Below are 18895 nucleotides of genomic sequence, written 5' to 3'. Positions count from 1 at the left end.
TGCACCACTTCGCTCGTCACAGGGGGCGGCATGTCAAGGGCTCGCACACTCCGGATCGCGCTGGGCCTCATCGTCGCAGGTCTACTGCTGCTCTTCATCGTCGTGCCACCCGCGACGGTCGCGGTGCCTCCCGGCATGGAACAAGGGCTTCGCATCGTCTTCGGGCTGGGCCGTGAGGCCCGCACCGCCGTGAAGCTGGTCGACGCCTGCGACGCTGCGAGAGCGAACGCCAAGCCCCCGACCGACCTCGTCGAGGCGAGCAACGGCACGTGCGTCAAACCGACCGGCACCACCACCCCGAAAGCGTCCGAGCGTCCCGCGATCCTCTCCACGTCGCTCCTGGGTGACCTCGTGGCGTGCGGGGACGAGGCGAGCACGAGGACCGTCCCCTCTGCCCAGCTCACCGTCTCGTCGGAGCTCGTCGGCGTCACGGGCCTGCGCTACACGATGACAGCGGACCCGGCTTCGCCGGTGGAAGTCGCGCCCGGTGCGTACTGCGGGCGGCTCGTCGTCGAGCGCGCAGCCGGGCCCTACCGGTCCTTTCCCGCGCTGGTACTCGTGGACGACCGGATGCAGCCCTTCGCCGTCGGCAAGGCGCTGGCCCTGCTCGTGGTCGGTGCGGGAATCGGGCTGCTCATCCGGCTGCTCAACGACCCGTTCGGCAAGCTGCTCAGAATCACGAGGAGGCTGGACCGCATCCGCCGGTGGTTGGCGTCAGGTCCGACCGGCTACGACGACCAAGCCATGGCCGGGATCCAGCGCAAGATCGACGACGCCAACGCCGCCATCAAGGATCTCGACACCGACGGCGCGGACGAGATCGTCACCGACCTGGAGAGCGCACAGAAGGTCACCCCGGAGGCCGGCCGCGAGATCCTCGCCCATACGCGCCCGGCCCGGGCACAGCTGCCCGACCCGTCTCATCCCGCTTTCTGGCTGATTCGTCACTACTGGGCGGTTGCCCTCGGCGCCATCCTGGTCGTCGTGGCTGCGACGGGTGTGTGGACGCAGTACATCGGAAACAACGCCTTCGAGGGTTCGACGAGGGACTGGGCCGGACTCGTCATCTTCGCTCTGGCCGCCCAGGTCACCGTGTCTGGCCTGACGGAGGCCCTCGGCAAGCTCGCACCCGGGTCGAAGTAGGGCCAGGCCCCTCAGTCGGCGGCAGCAGCTGGGATCAGCAGCGTGAAGGTCGCTCCACCATTGGGAGTCCGGGCCACGTCCATCCGGCCACCGTGTGAGCGGACGATCTGCGTCACGAGTGCGAGCCCGAGGCCGACGCGCCGGCCTCCAGACCCGCCGTCTCCGCGGGAGAAGCGTCGAGACAGGTTCTCGACGTCGGCGGCATCGACCCCGTCACCGTGGTCGACGACGTCGACGCGCACCTGGCCGTCCTCGACACCCGACCGCACCTCGACCCGGGTCCCCTTCTCGGAGTGGGCGATCGCGTTGTCCACGAGCGCCAGCACCGAGCGACGAAGGCTCGGCCGCACCCCCTCCACGACACAGGCCCCGCCGTCCGACGCCTCGTCGACGAGCGTCACCCCGTGGTCCGCGGCATACGGCATGAGCGAGGTGACGACCTCCGAGGCGAGGGCACCCAGGTCGACCCGCTCGGCCACCTCGTCGACGTGCTCGAGCTGCGCCGAGAGCAGCAGGTCGGACACGACGTCGGCCATGGCCTGGGTGTCGTGGACGAGCTGGTCGACCTCGGCGAGCCGGCGCGCCGACGCCGGGTCCCCGCCGCCGGCGGCAGCATCCGCCGCGACGTCCGCCGCGACGTGCCGACGCAGCATCTGCGCCCGGGTGCTGATGACGGCCAGAGGAGTGCGCAGCTCGTGCGAGGCGTCGGCGACGAACTGGCGCTGCAGCTCCATCGCCTCGCCGAGTGGCCGCACCGCACGCCGCCCCGCCAACAGCCCCGTCAGCGCGGCCAGGAGCACCCCCACCACCCCGGCCGCCGCGGTCGACACGAGCAGCCGCTGCTCCTCGCCGGTGTGCAGGCGGATGTCGTAGACGGCGACGTAGCGCACGCCCTCGCGCCGGTCGACCCACGCGGGCCACGACCGCCCGTCTGCCGTGAGGCTCGTCTGCCCCGACTCGTCCGGCCCCACGGCAGAGGCCGCGGTGGCCAGCCCGGGAGGCATCGACCGGGTCGCCTCGTGACCGGAGTCGGTCAGCTTGACGAGCCACGTGCCGGGCGGCGCGTCGACGACGTCGTCGGCCGTCCGGGCCGTCGTCTCGGTGCGCCCGCGGATCTCGGCGAGCTGCTGCCGGTCGAAGAGCACGGCCGTGCCGATGATGGCGAGCAGCACGACGAGCGCCGTCGTCGCACCGACGCGCAGAGCCACCGACCGCGATGCCCGTCGCAGCGGGTCGCGCTCCCCCACGGCCGCCCGTGAGCGCCGACCCATCAGGAGGCCCCGAGCCGGTAGCCGACCCCGTGCACGGTCTCGATGACGGACTTCCCGAGCTTGCGGCGCAGGTAGTAGACGTACGTGTCGACGGCGCCGAGCGTGTCGGCGTTGTCGAAGGCCGCGACGAGCAGCTCGTCCCGGGTGAAGACCCGCGTGGGCCGGCGCGCCAGCGTCTCGAGCAGGCGGGCCTCGCGGCCGGACAGCATGACCTCGCCGTCACCACCGACGAGCCGCTGCTCGGCGACGACGAGCCGTCGCCCACCGACGGCGAGCTCGCCGGCCGCACCACCCATCGGGCGCAGCAGGGCCCGCAGCCGCGCGAGCACCTCGTCGACGTCGAAGGGCTTGACGACATAGTCCTGCGCCCCGGCATCGAGACCCTCGACGCGGTCGGCCACGGTCCCCCGCGCCGTGAGGAAGAGCACCGGCGCCGTCAGGCCCCGCGAGCGCAGGCGCGTCACGAGGTCGACCCCCTCGATGCCCGGCAGCCCACGGTCGACGACGAGCACGTCCCAGTCGTCGACGAGGCCACGGTGCAGGCCCGCCTGTCCGTCGCGGACGGCCGTGACGGCATACCCCTCCTCGCCGAGCAGCTCGGTGAGCATCTGCGAGAGGTCGGGGTCGTCCTCGACGAGGAGCAGCCGTGGGCGGATCGGCGACGCGGTCATGGCCCGAGCCTCCCTTTCGTGTCTCATAACTTTCTGAGATCGGCTGCCCACCATCGTCTATGTGAGCACCACCATCGCACCACACCGTGGGACCCCGAGCCGGGTCCGTCGAGCCCTGCGTGCCGGCGCGGACTTCCGCCGCTGGCAGGCCCGCACCGGCGACCTCCTCGAGACCCTGGCCATCGCGAGCCTGCTCGCCGTCGTGGCGCAGTTCCTCCTCGGCGGAGGCAGCCACGACCTCGTCGCCGGCACGAGCAGCACCACCCTCATCGCCGTCGGGCGCCTCACCGGCCTCGTCGCGATGGACCTGCTGCTCATCCAGCTCCTCCTCGCCGCCCGCGTGCCGTGTATCGACCGCGTCTACGGGATGGACCGGGCGCTCAAGGCGCACCGCATCCTCGGCCGCATCACGGTGCCGCTCGTGCTCGTCCACGTCGGCGCCATCGTCATCGGCTACGCGGCGCGCGACGACCTGCACGGCCCGTTCGCTCCGGTCGTCGAGTCGTTCCGGCTCCTCACCGGAGGCAGCGACCTCCTCTTCGCCTTCATCGCCACGGCCCTGCTCGTCGTCATCGCGGTGACGTCGGTCAGCATCGCCCGCCGGCGCCTGTCCTACGAGTGGTGGCACCTCGTGCACCTGACGGCGTATGCCGCCGTCGTCCTCGCGGTGCCGCACGAGCTGTCGATCGGCTCGGACTTCACCACCTCGCAGTGGGTGCGCACCTACTGGTGGACCCTCTTCGTGATCGTCGCGGCGAGCGTCCTCTGGTGGCGCGTGCTCGTCCCCGTCGCCCGCAGCCTGCGCCACGACCTGCGCGTCACCGACGTCGTCGAGGAGGCCCCCGGCGTCTGGTCCGTGTGGATGAAGGGCCGTCACCTCGACCGGCTCCCGGTCCGCGCGGGGCAGTACCTCAACTGGCGCTTCGTCAGCCCGCGCCTGCTCGCGACCGCCCACCCGTGGTCGATCTCGAGCGCCCCCGACGGCCGCCGCCTGCGCATCACGGTGCGCGAGCTCGGCGACCACTCGAGCCGCCTGGCCCACCTGCGACCCGGCACGCGCGTCCTCTTCGAAGGGCCCTACGGCGCCTTCACCTCCCGCCAGCGCGTCCGCCGTCGCGTCCTGCTCCTCGCCGCCGGCATCGGTGTCACGCCGGTCCGCTCGATCCTCGAGGAGCTCGTGCGCCACGGCCACGCCGGCCCCGGCGACGTCACCGTCGTCTACCGCGCCAACGACGAGTCGCAGCTCGCGCTGCGCGACGAGCTCGAGCACCTGACAGCGGTCGGCGGCCACCAGCTGCTCCTCCTCGTAGGCCCGCCCGTCGGCGGCTCCTGGCTGCCGCCCGACCACTCCGGCGGCCGACCGGTCCCCGACGCCGAGCGCCTCGCCGAGCTCGTCCCCGACCTGCGCCGCCACGAGGCCTACCTCTGCGGGCCCGGCGGCTGGATGAACCTCGTCCACCGCAGCCTCCTCGAGGGCGGCATCCCCAAGGCCCACATCCACGACGAAAGGTTCTCCTGGTGAGGAAGGCAACGTCTGCCCTCGTCGGCCTGGCCGGCATCGTCACGCTGAGTGCGTCCTGGGCCACCGGGCTCGCACCGAAGCACGCCGCCGTCACGGGCGTCCACATCCTGTCGTCGGCCAAGGCCGGCACGCCCGTCGCCGCTGCACCGCCCAAGCCGTCCGGCAGCTCGAAGGCCTCCGGCTCCAAGCCGGCGGGCAGCTCGAGGACGTCCAGCGGAACGAAGACGTCGGGCGCGCCCAAGGCCACCACTGCGGCACCAGCGTCCGGCACCGTCGACGGCGCCGTCGTCGGGACGCAGTACGGCTCCGTGCAGGTGCGGGTCAGCTTCACGGGCAAGAAGATCACCAACGTCCACGCCCTCCAGCTGACCGACAGCTCGCGCACGTCGGTGTCCATCAGCGCCGGCGCCGCGCCGACCCTGAGGCGCGAGGCGCTGGCGGCGCAGTCGGCGCAGATCGACGTCGTGAGCGGCGCGACCTACACGAGCGAGGCCTACCAGCAGAGCCTCCAGTCGGCGATCGACGCCGCCCACCTGGGCTGACCAGCCCCACGATCCGCACCCGACAGGGTGCCCGCGACGCGGCCCGCCGATCTTCCCCTGTGGTCGGCGGGCCGCACCTTTCCCGCGTCGGACAGCACCCGGCACACACCCCCGACCGATGGCGTATGCCGGGTGCCGCGGAACGCGTGTGACGCGTGGTTCGCGGAGGGTGCGGGTGCGTTCAGAGGTCAATGCATTCGAGGCATCCGGGACGTCGTGCTCTGTCATGATGCGCTCGCACCACCACTTCTCACAGGGGCTCCTCCATGTTCAGACACCGGCCGCTCGCCGCTGCCCTGACGCTTGCGCTCGTCGCTCCCGTCACGGCCCTCGCCACCTCCCCCGTCGCGTCCGCGGCTCCGACACCGTCGGCCGGTCGAGCAGCACCGACGCCTTCGGTGAAGCACCTGCCGAGGCCCGTGCGCGACCAGGGCAGCACGCGCGCCCACGACCCGCACACGGTGCTCGTGAAGTTCACGCCGTCGGCCTCGGCATCGAAGCGGGACAAGGCCGTCCAGAGCCGAGGTGGTCGCTTGACGACCGCCGTCGGGGGCACCGGCTTCGTCACCGTCCGCACGACGGGCGCCGCCGACGAGCTCGCCAGCCGGCTGAGCACCGATCCCTCCGTCGCCGAGGTGACGCTCGACTACATCCGTGAGTCGAGCGCGTCGCCGAACGACTACTTCAACGCGACGACGCACGAGCAGGAGTACCTCAAGACCGTCCGCATCCCGACGGCCTGGGACCGCTCGAAGGGCTCGCTCTCGCAGGTCGTCGCGGTCCTCGACTCCGGCGTCAACGGCAAGCACCCCGACCTCACCGGGCGCACCGTCGCCGGCTTCAACGCCATCACCGACGTCGGCATCGCGGCCGGCGCCGCCAGCGACGACTTCGGGCACGGCTCGATGGTCGCGGGCATCATCGCCGCCGAGACCAACAACTCCGAGGGCATCTCCGGCGTCGCGTGGAACGCGCGCGTCATGCCGGTCAAGGTCCTCAACTCGGCCGGCAAGGGCACCGACTCCGACATCGTCCAGGGCATCAGGTGGGCGGCCGACCACGGCGCCCGCATCATCAACATGTCGCTCGGTGGACCCGGTGACAGCCCCGCCCTGCACGACGCGGTGAAGTACGCGGTGGCCAAGGGCGCCGTCGTCGTCGCGGCGGCCGGCAACACGGGAGGGGACCGGCCGGAGTACCCGGCGGCCTACCCCGAGGCCATCGCCGTCGCGGCGACCGACACCAAGGGGAGCCTGACCTACTTCAGCACGCACGGCTCCTGGGTCGACGTCGCGGCGCCGGGCTGGGACATCCTCTCGACCGAGCGCGGCAGCGACTACTACATCGGCGCCGGCACGTCGTTCTCGGCGCCCATCGTCGCCGGCATCGCGGTGCTCCTGCGCAGCAAGACCCCGTCGATGACCCCGGCACAGATCGCCGCCCGGCTGCGCACGACAGCGCGTGACGCCGGCCCGCGGGGCATCGACCCCTTCTACGGCGCCGGGATCGTCGATGCCACCAACGCCCTCGGCGGCGGGTGGGCCGGTGACTTCGCCCAGCCCACGTCCACCACCGGCGAGCCGAACGACGTGCCCGCCCGATCGACCCTGCTCGACGGCAGCACCATGCAGGCCCTCGGCACCGAGGGCGACGTGGACTGGCACCGCTACGTGTCACCCGGCCAGCAGCAGGTGCTGCTCACCGTGACACCTCCCACGGTCGACCCCAACAACCTGCAGCCGCAGAGCATCGACCCGATGCTGGCCGTCTACGACGAGAACCTCAAGCTGGTCGCCCAGGTCGACACGTACGGCGACGGCCAGCCCGAGAGCCTGGGCGTCCGCATGGCCGCCGGCACCTACTACGTCAGCGTGAGCAACTACAACGGCTCCCGCGTGGGCAACATCCTCTACACGTTGAGCGCGCAGCCGCAGCAGGGCGGCGGCCTGCTGGCCGACGCGACCCACCTGCCCTCCGACGGGTCCTACGGACCCATCGCCACGGGCGACCTCGACGGCGACGGGCGCGACGACGTCGTCGCGGGAACGATGTACGGCTCCGGCCCGGTGGTCGTGCACGTCTTCAGCCAGCAGCCGACCGGCGGCCTCGGTGCACCGGTCGTCCTGGAGACGGCCGATGCCTCGGTGCCCCGCAACTTCGTCGTCACCGACTTCGACGGCGACGGCTCCCGGGACATCGTCACGGCCACACAGGTCGGCATCCAGGTCTTCCGGCAGACCGCGACGCACACCTTCGCCGCGCCCGAGGTGGTCCCGGACACCGTCGATGCGGTGCAGGTCGCGGTCGCGGACGTCACCGGTGACGGTCGCCGCGACCTCGTGGTCTCGACCATGACCGAGATCGTCCTGCTCACCGGTCAGGCCGACGGCACGTTCACCCGGACGGTCCTCGACTCCTCCCCCTCGCTCCAGCTCGAGGTCACGGACATCGACGGAGACGGACGTGTCGACATCACGACGAACGCCTTCGACGCCGTGCACGTGCTGCGCAACACGACGGCCGGCTGGGTCACGACGAGCCTGGCCAACCCGATGGTCGACCGGATCGAGGCCATGGAGGTCGCCGAGCTGAACGGTGACTCCCGACTCGACATCGCCGCCGTCGGTGGGGGCAACGCCCCCGACGCGAAGCTCGTCGTGTGGCGTGGCGCGGCGGGCGGGACCTTCGGGCCTCCGACGCAGTCGGCGACCGTCGACCTCCCGCAGACCATCGAGGCCGCCGACGTCAACGGCGACGGCCGTCAGGACCTCGTCATCGGTCACGGCGGGATGGCCACCGTGTCCGTCATGCAGCAGCGGGCCGACGGCACGATCGCCGGACCCAGCCCGAGCGCCACGACGACCGGAGCGCACTACGATCCCAACGGTCTCGCCGTCACCGACCTGACCGGCGACGGCAAGCTCGATGCCGTCGTGGCCGCCTACACCGGGCTCGACGTCCTTCGCAACGGGGCGGGAGCGACACCGGGGACGACGCAGCTGTGGGTGAGGAGCACGACTCCCAACGACTTCGGTTCGGGGATGACACAGACCTACACGCCGACCGTGACCTTCGCGCGCGATGTCGTGCCGTCGAGCGTCACCTCCTCCACGGTGCGGATCCTCAACGGTCGCAACGGATCCGCTGTACCCGCCACCGTCACGTACGACGCCGTCAAGCGCACCGCGACGGTGAGGCCGAGCTCGCCGCTCTACGACAACGCGCCCTACCGCCTCACCGTGTCCGGGGTGAAGGACACGTCGAGCGCCACGATGACGACGGCATACTCCTCGACGTTCCGCACGGTCGACGTGGCACCGAAGGGCGTCGGGACGTTCAGGGCGGCCGGCGCGCTGCGCGCGGCGACGCTGACGTGGACGGCACCGGGGGTCAACGACCTCGACCGCTACGTCATCCGGATGACCGCGGGGTCCACCCCACCGTCCAGCCCGACGACCGGCACCGCCGTCTACTCGGGCACGGCGCTGAGCGCGAAGGTCAACCTCGCCCAGGGGACGACGTACACCTTCCGCATCTGGGCCAAGGACCGCTCGGGCAGGTACAGCGCCGCCTCGTCAGCCCGGCTCGTGGGCACCGCCGAGACCATCACGTCCACCGTCACCTCGCTGACGAAGGGGCGCACGGTCACGGTGAGCAGCAGGCTGACCCGTCGCGACACCGGCAGTGCCGTCGCCGGCGTCCCCGTCCAGCTCTACTGGCGCCGGGTCGGCTCGACGACGTGGAACCTCACGGCGACGCGCACGTCGAGCTCCACCGGCGCCGTGTCGTTCACGCACGCTCCCACGGCGTCGGTCGACTACATGTGGATCTACCGCGGTTCGGGCACCTTCGTCGGCTCGAGCAGCGCGCTGCGCCGGGTCACCGTCCGCTGACGCCGGCGCGTCCGCCCCGCCCCACTCGAGTGAGCGCCCCGTCCCACTCGAGTGAGCGCCCCGTCCCACTCGAGTGGCCCCGTTCTCACTGCAGCTGCGTGAGAACGGGGCCTGTCGACGGTGGGATCCGTGCGACGATCGGCCTGGCTGCGCGTGGTCGGCGGGTGCGGTCAGAGCCAGCGGTAGCGGCGCTCCGGGCGGCCGGTCGTGCCGTAGCGCAGGGTCACCTCGGCCTGGGCGAACGACACGAAGTGCTCGAGGTAGCGACGGGCACTGACCCGCGAGATGCCCACGGCCTCAGCACATTCCGTCGCCGAGAGCGTCTCGCTCGACTCTCGGAGCGCCTTCTCGACAGCCTCCGCCGTCTCGGCGCTCAGGCCCTTCGGAAGCACGGCCACCGGACCGCGGCCGACCGGCTGCGAGGTGAACGCCGCGTCGATCTCCTCCTGCGTCAGGTCGTCGCTGAGGCCACGTGCCCGCTCGGCGGCATACGTCCGCAGGCGTTGCTCGAGGTCGGCGAAGGCGAAGGGCTTGAGCAGGTAGCCGACGACACCGTGCCGCACCGCGCCTCGCACCGCGTCGGCCTCCTTGGCCGCGGTGATGACGAGCACGTCGCAGGTGTGCCCGGCCGCCCGCAGGCGGGTGACGACGTCGAGCCCGAACGCGTCGGGGAGGTAGAGGTCGAGGAGCACCAGATCGGGCCGGAGCGACTCGACGAGGGCCACGGCCTCGTCGCCCGTCTGGGCCGTGCCGACGACCTCGAAGCCGTCGATCCGCTCGACGAAGCCACGGTGGATCCGAGCCACCATGAAGTCGTCGTCGACGACGAGCACCGTGGTCATCGCTTCTCCTCCGCGTGCCCGTTGGCGGCCTCGACGGTGAGGCGGGCGACGAACTTCGCGCCCGTCGGGGTGTTCTCCACCTCGACCTCGCCGCCCCGACGTTGGCAGATCAGCCGCGTCAGCGCCAGCCCGATGCCGCGCTCCCCCGCCCGGGCGGCCTTCGTCGTGTAGCCGTGGGTGAAGACCTCGGTCACGACCTCGGGCGCGATCCCCGGCCCCGAGTCGACGACGCTGACCTCGAGCGAGCTCGCGTCCTGGCGGATCGTCAGCTCGACCCACTTGTCGGCCCCCTTCGCCGACGCCGCGGCGTCGATGGCGTTGTCGACGAGGTTGCCCACCACGGCGGCGACGTCGGCCGAGTCGCGAGAGCCGACGCGACCGAGCGACGTGTCGTCGGAGACCCGCAGCTCGACGCGCCGCTCGGTCGCCTGCGCGGCCTTGGCCATGACGAGCGCCGTCACGGCGGTGTCGCGGATGCGGCGCGACACGGTGAGGTCGAGCTGCGCCCGGTGCTCGCTCACCGCGTCGACGTAGCCGACGACCTCGTCGTACTCGCCGAGCTGGATCAGCCCCGAGATCGTGTGCAGCTGGTTGGCGAACTCGTGCGCCTGGGCCCGGAGCAGCTCGGTCGTGCTCCGGAACGAGCCGATCTCGCGCTCGAGGTCGGCCAGCTCGGTGCGGTCGCGCAGGGTCGTCACCGAGCCCAGCGGCCTGCCGTCCTTGCTGACCTCCATGCGATTCATGACGAGGACCCGTCCGCGGCGCAGGACGACCTGGTCGCGAGGCCTCGTCCGGGCCCCGTCGCCCGCACCGGCGCCCGTGGCGTCATCCGCCTCACCACCGTCTTCGGCCCCGACCACGGCATCCGAGGACTCGCTCTCGTCCGTCACCCCCCGTAGCACGTCACGCAGCCGTGGACCGATCGGGAGGTCGTCGAGGCGCATCCCCACGGCGTGCTCCGGCAGGTCGAGCAGACGCTGGGCGACGTTGTTGACCAAGGTGATCCGCTCGTTCGTGTCGAGCGCGACGACACCCTCGGCGAGCCCGAAGAGCATCGCCTCCCGACTCTCGGCGAGGCCCGTGATCTCGGCCGGCTCGAGCCCGAGCGTCTGCCGCTTGATGCGCCGGGCAAGCAGCCACGAGCCCACGCCTCCGAGCACGAGGGCGATGCCGAGGTAGGTCGGCAGGTAGGACGACGCACCTTGGAGGCGGTCGAGGGCGGACGGCATACGCACGGCGACCATGACGGTGCCGAGCTGGGCGCCGACGGGCAGCGGCGCCGACTCCGAAGACGAGGTCGGCGTGTAGAGCAGCGGGCTCTGCGCGACGAGCATCCGCTCGCCCTGGACGTCCATGACTCCGGTCCAGCTCGCCCCCTCGCCGACCGCCGGGGCGCCGAGCGGGATGCGGGTCTTGTCGATGGTCGGGTCCGACGACACCCGCGCGATCTCGTCGGCGTCGGCGATCGTCACCGACGTGACGGTGTACTGCGTCACGACCGACTGCACGACCGCCGGGAGCACGTTGACGATCCCGCCGGGGCCCATCTCGGTGCGCACGATCGGGGTGCTTGCGAGCTGCTCGGCGATGGCCGACACCCGGCGGCCCTCGGTCCGCGTGAACGTCGACTCCGACTGCGCGAGGGACACCAGTGCGACGGTGACGAGCACACCGAGCAGGATGACCATCTGCACGACGAGCAGCTGCCCGGCGAGGGAGAGGCGACCGAAGCGGCCCGGTCTCTGCGTGACCAAAACGAACTCAACCTTCATTGCTGACACAAGGGCGACACGGCGTCGTGGCGCAGGCCACGATCATGCCGTTCCAGCCACAGAACGCGAAAGAGACCTCAACGATGAGCACTCGCACTCCCGCCCGCAGGTCCGTCCTGTTCGGCGTCACCGTCGGCGTCACCGCCCTGGCCCTCTCGGCCTGCGGAGCCACCGCCAAGAAGGACGACGCCGCCACCGGCGCGGCCGGCGGCTCCCCCGCCAACAACCTCCAGATCATGGTCCCCAACGCCCCCGGCGGCGGCTACGACACGACCGCCCGCACCGCGGCGAAGGTCATGGAGGCCGCCAAGATCACCAGCGCCATCCAGGTCTTCAACCTCCCGGGCGCCGGCGGCACCGTGGGCCTGCAGCGCACGGTCAACGAGAAGGGCAACGGCAAGCTCGCCATGCAGATGGGGCTCGGCGTCGTCGGCGCGGCCTACACGCAGAAGAGCCAGGCCACGCTCAACGACACCACCCCGATCGCCAAGCTCATCGAGGAGGCCGGCGCGATCGTCGTGCCGAAGGACTCTCCCTACCAGGACGTCAACGCGCTCGTCGCGGCGTGGAAGGCCGACCCGAAGAAGGTCAACGTCGGCGGCGGCTCGTCCCCGGGCGGACCCGACCACCTGCTCCCGATGCAGCTGGCCAAGGCCGTCGGCATCGACCCCAAGGTCGTCAGCTACATCGGCTTCGACGGCGGCGGCGAGCTGCTCCCGGCCCTCATCGGCAACAAGATCTCCTTCGGTGCCAGTGGTTTCGGAGAGTTCCTCGACCAGGTCAAGGCCGGCCAGGTCAAGGTCCTCGCGGTCACGAGCGAGAAGCGCATCGACGCCCTCCCCGACGTGCCGACCCTCAAGGAGTCCGGCATCGACCTCGTCTTCACCAACTGGCGCGGCATCGTGGCCCCTCCCGGCATCTCCGACGCCGACAAGGCCACGTGGATCGACGCGCTGACGAAGATGCACGCCTCGCAGGGCTGGAAGGACGAGATGACCAAGCGCGGCTGGACCGACGCCTTCGTCACCGGTGACGCGTTCGGCACCTTCCTCAAGGAGCAGGACGCCTCGGTCGCCGAGATCCTCACCACCCTCGGACTGGCCAGCTGACCATGTCGGACCACACCCCCGACCCCACGCGCGACGCGCCCGCCGGTGCTCTGACCAGCACCGGCGGCACGTCCGCCGTCATGTCCGACGGGGTGGCCGCGCAGGGCCGCGGGGATCGCGCGCAGTACGGCATGTGCGCGTTCCTCGCGGTCCTCGGCGCGCTGCTGCTCTTCAACGCGGCCCGCATCGGCCATGCGACGAGCAGCAACGACCCCGTGGGTCCCCGTCCCGTGCCGATCATCCTCGGCATCCTGCTGCTCGTGACCGCCGTCCTGTATGCCGTCGACGTCTACCGCGGCGGCGTCGGCAGCGCCGAGGAGGGCGAGGACGTCGACCTCTCGACCGGCTCGGACTGGAAGACACTCGGCCTGCTCGCCGGCTTCTTCGTCCTCAACGCCGTGCTCATCGAGCCGCTCGGCTGGGTCATCAGCGGCACCATCCTCTTCGCCGGCTCGGCCTTCGCCCTCGGCAACCGTCACCACGTGCGCGGTCTGCTCTTCGGCCTGGGCCTCGCGCTCGCCACCTTCTACGCCTTCGCCATCGGGCTCGACGTCAACCTGCCCGCCGGCGTGCTGCAAGGAATCCTCTGATGGACAACTTCGCCAACCTCATCGACGGGTTCGGGCACGTCCTGACCCCGATGAACCTGCTCTTCGCCCTCATCGGCGTCACCATCGGCACCGCCGTCGGCGTCCTCCCGGGCATCGGCCCGGCCATGACCGTCGCGCTGCTCCTGCCCGTCACGTACGGCCTCGAGCCGACCCAGGCCCTCATCATGTTCGCCGGCATCTTCTACGGCGGCATGTACGGCGGCTCGACGACCTCGATCCTGCTCAACACGCCCGGCGAGTCCTCGTCGGTCGTCACGGCCATCGAGGGCAACAAGATGGCCAAGGCCGGCCGGGCCGCGCAGGCGCTCGCGACCGCGGCCATCGGCTCCTTCGTCGCCGGCACGATCGGCACCCTGCTGCTCGCGCTCGTCATGCCGCAGGTCGTGAAGTTCGCGGTCAGCCTCGGCGCCCCCGAGTACTTCGCGATCATGCTGCTGGCCTTCGCCGGGGCGAGCGCGGTGCTCGGCAGCTCACGCATCCGCGGCTTCGCGGCCCTGCTCATCGGCCTCTCCATCGGGCTCATCGGCATCGACAAGGTGACCGGCCAGCAGCGCATGACCTTCGGGACCGCGCAGCTCGCCGACGGCATCGACGTCGTCGTCGTCGCGGTCGGCATCTTCGCCGTCGGCGAGGCGCTCTGGGTCGCGGCCCACCTGCGGCGCAAGGCCGCCGGCGTCATCCCCGTCGGCCGTCCGTGGATGGGGCGGGACGACTGGGGCCGCTCGTGGAAGCCGTGGCTGCGCGGCACCGCGTTCGGCTTCCCGTTCGGTGCCCTCCCCGCTGGTGGCGCCGAGATCCCGACCTTCCTGTCCTACATGACCGAGCGCAAGCTCTCGAAGCGACCGGAGGAGTTCGGCAAGGGCGCCATCGAGGGCGTCGCCGGACCCGAGGCCGCCAACAACGCCTCGGCTGCCGGCACCCTGGTCCCGATGCTCGCGCTCGGGCTGCCGACCAACGCGACGGCCGCGATCATGCTGGCCGCGCTGCAGGGATGGGGCCTCGAGCCGGGGCCGCTGCTCATGGAGAAGCAGCCGGTGCTCGTTTGGACGCTCATCGCGAGCCTCTTCGTCGGCAACACGATGCTGCTGCTGCTCAACCTGCCGCTCGCCCCGGCCTGGGCCAAGCTGCTCCAGATCCCGCGTCCCTACCTCTACGCCGGCATCCTCTTCTTCGCCTCCATGGGGGCGTATGCCGTCAACGCCCAGCCGTTCGACCTGCTCCTGCTGCTCGCGCTGGGCATGGTCGGCTTCGCGCTGCGCCGCTTCGGGCTGCCGGTGCTGCCGCTCATCATCGGCGTCATCCTCGGCCCGCTCGCCGAGCTGCAGGGGCGTCGCTCGCTCCAGCTCTCGGGCGGCGACCTCAGCGGTCTCGTCGGCGGACCCGTGGCCTGGGTCTGCTACGCGATCATCGCGCTGGTCCTGCTGTGGCCGCTCGTCGGCAGGCTGACCGGACGGGGTCGTGGACACGGGCCCGACGGCGACGGCGGCCCGGGGTCGAGCACCCCCGCGACGACGGAGGTCATGGCATGACGATCCTCGTCGGCTACATCCCGACGTCGCAGGGCGAGGCGGCCCTCGCGGCCGCCATCGCCGAGGCGAAGGCGCACGACGAGTCGGTGCTCGTCATCAACATGTCTCGTGACGACAAGCTCGTCGACGCGCACCGCGCCGAGGGCTCGGACCTCGACCGGCTCGACGCCGATCTCGCCGAGTCCGGGGTCACGCACGAGGTGCGTCGCATCGAGCACGGCACCGACCCGGCCGACCAGCTCCTCGAGCTCGTCGACCGGGAGCAGCCCCGGATGCTCGTCATCGGCATCCGGCACCGCAGCGCCGTCGGCAAGCTGCTGCTCGGCTCGACCGCGCAGCGCCTGCTGCTCGACGCCACCTGCCCGGTGCTCGCCGTCAAGGCGGACTGAGCGACCCGGCATACGCCCCCGTTCGAGGTGATACCGGCAGCCACGGTGCTGCCGGTATCACCTCGAGGCGCGCCCGGCCCCTGACGGTTCGAGGTGATGGCGCGCGCCACCTCGGTGCCGACATCACCTCGAACCCGGGACGGGTCAGGCGGGGGCTCGGGAGACGGCAACGTGGCGGGCGACCTCGGCGAAGCCGGCGCGCTGGTAGAGCCCGATCGCGGGCCCGCCCTCCTCGGCGACGATGACGAGCCGCCCGACGGCCGGGTCCTCGAGCGCCCACTCCCCTGCGGCACGCACGAGCGCCCCGGCGATGCCGCGCCGGCGGTGGCTCTCGAGGGTGACGACGTCCTGGTAGCGGGCGAGGTCGCCGAGCCGCACGATGCCGAGGTTCGCAACGAGCCGGTCGCCGTCGAAGGCCCCGAACCACCGCGCCCGCCCCGACTCGACGAGCCCGCGTTGCGCCGCCGCCCGCCGCCGTTCGAAGACGAGACGCGCGTCGCGACGGTCCTCGGGGGTGTCGCTCCCGCCGACGTCGGCCGACTGCTCCCAGTCGTCGTCGGACTCGAGCGGCGTGAGCCGTATGCCGTCGGGTGCGTCCGCGGGAGCCGGCACCGACGTCGTGGCGAGGTCGACGTCGACCTCGACGTCCCAACCGTGCGCGGCCCAGGCCTCGGTGTCACCGCCGTCGTGCGTGAAGGCGATCGCTCGGTGGTGGGCGTCCGGGAGCTCCTCCTCGAAGCATGCGGTCCAGCGCTCGATCTCGTCCGAACGGACCGCGGAGGGCACGAGCAGGAAGTTGCCCCACCAGAAGGTCGGGTTGGCCTCGGTGCGCACGACGAGGTGGTCGCCGAGGTCGGTGACGGTCGCTCCCTGGAGGCGGAGCAGGTCGAGGTCGGTGGTCAGCCCGGGACTGTCGATGCGCACCCCCCGATCCTTCCACCGTCGAAAGGCCACACCGACGAACTTCGGCCCTTCGACGGTGGAGGGGGCAGGCGAGTCAGCCGGCGACGCAGGCGCCGGTGTCGACCTCGGCCCCCGCGGACCTGGCCTCGTCGAGCACCGGCTTGGCCTCGGCGAGCGTCAACGCGTAGCCGGTCGAGTCGTCCTCGAGCGACTTGGCGAAGATGACACCGACGACCCGGCCCTCGGCGTCGAGCAGGGGGCCGCCGGAGTTGCCCGGCTGCACGGTCGAGGCGAGCGAGTAGATCTCGCGGATGACGCGCTCGCTGCCGTAGACGTCGAGCCCGCGGGCCTCGAGCTGGGCCCGGACACGGGCGGACACGACCCGGTAGGGGCCGTCAAGCGGGTAGCCCGGCACCGCAGCCGAGTCGCCGCGCTTCAGCTCACCGCCGAGCGGGAGCGCCGGCAGAGCCAGGCCCGGCACGCTGAGCACGGCGAGGTCCCGACGCGCGTCGAAGACGATGACGCGCGCGCGCAGCGTCTGGTCAGCGCTCTCGACCCGCACCTCGTCGGCGCCGGCGACGACGTGGGCATTGGTGACGATGCGGCCCGGCGAGAGCACCCAGCCGGTGCCCTCCTGGCCGCGCTGGCACGACTGAGACTGGGTCGTCACCTTGACGACGGACCGGCCGGCCGCGCGGATCGCCGCCGACTGCGCGACAGCGGGGTCGGGGTCCTGCACCGGCGTGATCGGCTCGGGTGCCAGATCGCCGAACACCTGCGGGAAGCCCTGGCTCGACAGGAAGCCGCGGAAGCTCGCGAAGACCTGGCCGGTCTGCTCGGGGACGACGGAGTTGACGACCTGCAGCACCTTCGAGTCGGCCATCGCCTTGGACAGCGCCGGGTTGCCGGCCGTGCGCAGCGCACCGCCGATGAACCAGATGATGAGGCTGGCGGCGACCATGACGACGATGCCACCGAGGACCGAGTCGACCTGACGCAGCGAGGTCTGGCCGACGCGGCGCCGGATCCGTGCCCCGAGGAGGCTGCCGAGGTACTGGCCGAGCCACCCGAACGCGACGACACCGAGGATGAGCACGAGCACCCGGGTGCGGTCGTTGTCGGCAACCGACTGCCACCGTGCCAGCATCTCGGGGAGCTGCCACACCGCGAACATCGCGAAGGCGAAGAAGCCGACGAGCGAGAAGACGCTCTGGATCAGCCCCTGCCGGTAGCCGGAGTAGCCGTACGCCAGCAGGAGCAGGACCAGGGCGATGTCGAGCACGACACTGCCGGTCATGACCGCCTCCCTCCGAGGTAGCGCTCGGGGAGCTCGCGCCGGATCTCAGGATCCCACGGCCGGGAGAGTCCGCCGAGCTCGAGGACGCTGCTGACGAGCCCGGCGGTGAAGCCCCACAGGAGCAGGTGGTCGAGGTCGAAGCCCGGTCCGACGTAGCCCGAGGGATGCGTCACCGAGAAGCGGGTGGCCGGGTCGACGAGGTGCGAGACGGGTACCGAGAGCACGTCGTGCACCTCTGCCGGGTCGCGGACCCCGATCGGCGAGGGCTGCGCCCACCAGCCGAGCACCGGCGCGACGACGAACTGGGCCGGAGCGAGGAAGAGCGAGGGCAGCTGGGCGACGACGTCGACCCCAGCCGGGTCGATGCCCGTCTCCTCCTCGGCCTCGCGCAGCGCGGTGGCGACGAGGTCGTCGTCCCCGGGGTCGCGGGAGCCGCCCGGGAAGGCGATCTGGGCCGGCTGGGTGCGCATCGTGTGCGAGCGCTCGATGAGCACGACGTGCTCGCCGTCGTCGTCGGCGCCGGCGGGTGGGGGGCCGAAGAGGATGAGGACCGCCGACTCGCGGCCGCCCTCCTCCGGCGGCAGGAAGCGGGAGAACCACTCGGGCGCGACCTCCTCGAGGCGCACCGCGAGCTCGTCCATCCACGCCGGACGCGGCACGGTCCCCGCCCCGGGCGTCGGGGAGGGCTCGATGGAACCCGACCTGCCGGCATACGCGATCCGGCTGAGCGTGTGGGTCACTTCGGCGCCAGCTCGTACTTCAGGAGCTTCGCCGCCTTGTCGGGGTCGGTCTCGCCGGCGCCGTAGCTGGGGCACCAGCGCGCGACCGGGCACGCCCCGCAGGCCGGCTTCTTCGCGTGGCACGTGCGGCGGCCGTGGAAGATGACGACGTGGCTGAGCATCGTCCAGTCCTTGCGCATGAAGAGCGCGCCGACCTCGTGCTCGACCTTGACCGGGTCCTCCTCCTCGGTCCAGCCGAAGCGGCGGGCGAGGCGGCCGAAGTGGGTGTCGACGGTGATGCCGGGGACGCCGAAGGCGTTGCCGAGCACGACGTTGGCCGTCTTGCGGCCCACACCCGGGAGCGTCACGAGGTCCTTGAGGCGCGGCGGCACCTCGCCGTCGAAACGCTCGACGAGGGCGATCCCGAGCTTGATGAGCGAGTCGGTCTTGGCGCGGTAGAAGCCGGTCGGCTGGATGATCGTCTCGAGCTCGGTGCGGTCGGCGTTCGCGTAGTCGGCGGCCGTCGGGTACTTCGCGAAGACGATCGGCGTCACCTTGTTGACCCCGACGTCGGTCGTCTGCGCCGACAGGATCGTCGCGACGAGCAGCTCGAGGGGTGTGCTGAAGTCGAGCTCGCAGTGGGCGTACGGGTAGCGCTCATGGAGGGAGCGGTACATCTTCC

Annotated in this window: 16 protein-coding genes; 8 read left to right on the top strand and 8 right to left on the bottom strand. The window is 71.7% G+C overall.

All coding sequences use genetic code 11. From position 1 onward, the window contains the following. Positions 1–30: 30 nt before the first annotated feature. Positions 31–1143, top strand: a complete 1113-nt coding sequence (locus AB4Z14_RS14275; protein WP_442275750.1) for a hypothetical protein — start codon at positions 31–33, stop codon at positions 1141–1143. Positions 1144–1154: 11 nt separating this feature from the next. Here the strand turns inward: AB4Z14_RS14275 and AB4Z14_RS14270 are convergent, their stop codons facing one another. Next, positions 1155–2351 (bottom strand): sensor histidine kinase, encoded by a 1197-nt coding sequence (locus AB4Z14_RS14270; protein ID WP_442275749.1) that lies wholly within the window; start codon positions 2349–2351, stop codon positions 1155–1157. A 62-nt stretch (positions 2352–2413) separates the two neighbouring features. Beyond that, entirely contained in the window at positions 2414–3085 is a 672-nt protein-coding gene (locus AB4Z14_RS14265; RefSeq protein WP_442275748.1) for a response regulator transcription factor, read from the bottom strand. A gap of 61 nt (positions 3086–3146) precedes the next feature. On the opposite strand from AB4Z14_RS14265, the gene AB4Z14_RS14260 reads away from it, so the two are divergent. The 3 genes from AB4Z14_RS14260 (at position 3147) to AB4Z14_RS14250 (ending at position 9042) form a co-directional block, all read left to right on the top strand. Beyond that, positions 3147–4607 carry a ferredoxin reductase family protein gene (locus AB4Z14_RS14260; protein ID WP_442275747.1) on the top strand — a complete coding sequence of 487 codons (1461 nt, stop codon included), beginning with the start codon at positions 3147–3149 and terminating at the stop codon, positions 4605–4607. Then, a complete protein-coding gene (locus AB4Z14_RS14255) occupies positions 4604–5149 on the top strand; it encodes an FMN-binding protein (RefSeq protein ID WP_442275746.1) in 546 nt (181 codons plus the stop codon). The genes AB4Z14_RS14260 and AB4Z14_RS14255 overlap by 4 nt, the downstream gene beginning before the upstream one ends. Positions 5150–5415: 266 nt before the next feature. After that, positions 5416–9042: a S8 family serine peptidase gene (locus AB4Z14_RS14250; RefSeq protein ID WP_442275745.1), complete on the top strand. Its 3627-nt coding sequence runs from the start codon at positions 5416–5418 to the stop codon at positions 9040–9042. 170 nt (positions 9043–9212) lie between these two features. Here the strand turns inward: AB4Z14_RS14250 and AB4Z14_RS14245 are convergent, their stop codons facing one another. Both AB4Z14_RS14245 and AB4Z14_RS14240 read right to left on the bottom strand, forming a co-directional pair. Beyond that, positions 9213–9884 (bottom strand): response regulator, encoded by a 672-nt coding sequence (locus AB4Z14_RS14245; RefSeq protein ID WP_442275744.1) that lies wholly within the window; start codon positions 9882–9884, stop codon positions 9213–9215. Beyond that, on the bottom strand, positions 9881–11638 hold the full coding sequence (locus AB4Z14_RS14240) for an ATP-binding protein (protein WP_442275743.1): 1758 nt from the start codon (positions 11636–11638) through the stop codon (positions 9881–9883). Before AB4Z14_RS14240 ends, AB4Z14_RS14245 begins: the two co-directional genes overlap by 4 nt. Positions 11639–11739: 101 nt before the next feature. On the opposite strand from AB4Z14_RS14240, the gene AB4Z14_RS14235 reads away from it, so the two are divergent. The 4 genes from AB4Z14_RS14235 to AB4Z14_RS14220 are packed head-to-tail and all read left to right on the top strand — an operon-like array spanning position 11740 to position 15294. Further along, positions 11740–12765, top strand: a complete 1026-nt coding sequence (locus tag AB4Z14_RS14235) for a Bug family tripartite tricarboxylate transporter substrate binding protein (protein ID WP_442275742.1) — start codon at positions 11740–11742, stop codon at positions 12763–12765. Positions 12766–12767: 2 nt separating this feature from the next. Beyond that, entirely contained in the window at positions 12768–13355 is a 588-nt protein-coding gene (locus AB4Z14_RS14230; RefSeq protein WP_442275741.1) for a tripartite tricarboxylate transporter TctB family protein, read from the top strand. Next, entirely contained in the window at positions 13355–14905 is a 1551-nt protein-coding gene (locus tag AB4Z14_RS14225; RefSeq protein ID WP_442275740.1) for a tripartite tricarboxylate transporter permease, read from the top strand. The genes AB4Z14_RS14230 and AB4Z14_RS14225 overlap by 1 nt, the downstream gene beginning before the upstream one ends. Next, positions 14902–15294 carry a universal stress protein gene (locus AB4Z14_RS14220; protein ID WP_442275739.1) on the top strand — a complete coding sequence of 131 codons (393 nt, stop codon included), beginning with the start codon at positions 14902–14904 and terminating at the stop codon, positions 15292–15294. Before AB4Z14_RS14225 ends, AB4Z14_RS14220 begins: the two co-directional genes overlap by 4 nt. Positions 15295–15438: 144 nt before the next feature. Here AB4Z14_RS14220 and AB4Z14_RS14215 read toward each other — a convergent pair whose 3' ends face one another. The 4 genes from AB4Z14_RS14215 to nth all read right to left on the bottom strand — a co-directional run bounded on the left by AB4Z14_RS14215 (position 15439) and on the right by nth (position 18890). Continuing rightward, positions 15439–16218, bottom strand: a complete 780-nt coding sequence (locus tag AB4Z14_RS14215) for a GNAT family N-acetyltransferase (RefSeq protein ID WP_442275738.1) — start codon at positions 16216–16218, stop codon at positions 15439–15441. Positions 16219–16291: 73 nt separating this feature from the next. After that, complete coding sequence (locus AB4Z14_RS14210; protein ID WP_442275737.1) at positions 16292–17494, bottom strand: MarP family serine protease; 1203 nt, start codon at positions 17492–17494, stop codon at positions 16292–16294. After that, complete coding sequence (locus tag AB4Z14_RS14205) at positions 17491–18234, bottom strand: NUDIX hydrolase (RefSeq protein ID WP_056774027.1); 744 nt, start codon at positions 18232–18234, stop codon at positions 17491–17493. Before AB4Z14_RS14205 ends, AB4Z14_RS14210 begins: the two co-directional genes overlap by 4 nt. After that, positions 18231–18890 (bottom strand): endonuclease III, encoded by a 660-nt coding sequence (gene nth, locus AB4Z14_RS14200; protein ID WP_235508717.1) that lies wholly within the window; start codon positions 18888–18890, stop codon positions 18231–18233. The genes AB4Z14_RS14205 and nth overlap by 4 nt, the downstream gene beginning before the upstream one ends. Positions 18891–18895: the final 5 nt, after the last annotated feature.

It is taken from the genome of Terrabacter sp. 2TAF16 (assembly GCF_052115065.1).
GTDB lineage: Bacteria > Actinomycetota > Actinomycetes > Actinomycetales > Dermatophilaceae > Terrabacter.
Note: the sequence above shows the minus strand (reverse complement) of the source record. Positions and strands in the feature narration are given on the sequence as shown.

What these genes read in the sequence shown, in the direction of transcription:
- AB4Z14_RS14275 (WP_442275750.1), top strand. Translation starts at nt 31, where the DNA reads ATGTCAAGGGCTCGCACACTCCGGATCGCGCTGGGCCTCATCGTCGCA.
- AB4Z14_RS14265 (WP_442275748.1), bottom strand. Translation starts at nt 3,085, where the DNA reads ATGACCGCGTCGCCGATCCGCCCACGGCTGCTCCTCGTCGAGGACGAC.
- AB4Z14_RS14250 (WP_442275745.1), top strand. Translation starts at nt 5,416, where the DNA reads ATGTTCAGACACCGGCCGCTCGCCGCTGCCCTGACGCTTGCGCTCGTC.
- AB4Z14_RS14245 (WP_442275744.1), bottom strand. Translation starts at nt 9,884, where the DNA reads ATGACCACGGTGCTCGTCGTCGACGACGACTTCATGGTGGCTCGGATC.
- AB4Z14_RS14235 (WP_442275742.1), top strand. Translation starts at nt 11,740, where the DNA reads ATGAGCACTCGCACTCCCGCCCGCAGGTCCGTCCTGTTCGGCGTCACC.
- AB4Z14_RS14230 (WP_442275741.1), top strand. Translation starts at nt 12,768, where the DNA reads ATGTCGGACCACACCCCCGACCCCACGCGCGACGCGCCCGCCGGTGCT.
- AB4Z14_RS14225 (WP_442275740.1), top strand. Translation starts at nt 13,355, where the DNA reads ATGGACAACTTCGCCAACCTCATCGACGGGTTCGGGCACGTCCTGACC.
- AB4Z14_RS14220 (WP_442275739.1), top strand. Translation starts at nt 14,902, where the DNA reads ATGACGATCCTCGTCGGCTACATCCCGACGTCGCAGGGCGAGGCGGCC.
- AB4Z14_RS14210 (WP_442275737.1), bottom strand. Translation starts at nt 17,494, where the DNA reads ATGACCGGCAGTGTCGTGCTCGACATCGCCCTGGTCCTGCTCCTGCTG.
- nth (WP_235508717.1), bottom strand. Translation starts at nt 18,890, where the DNA reads ATGTACCGCTCCCTCCATGAGCGCTACCCGTACGCCCACTGCGAGCTC.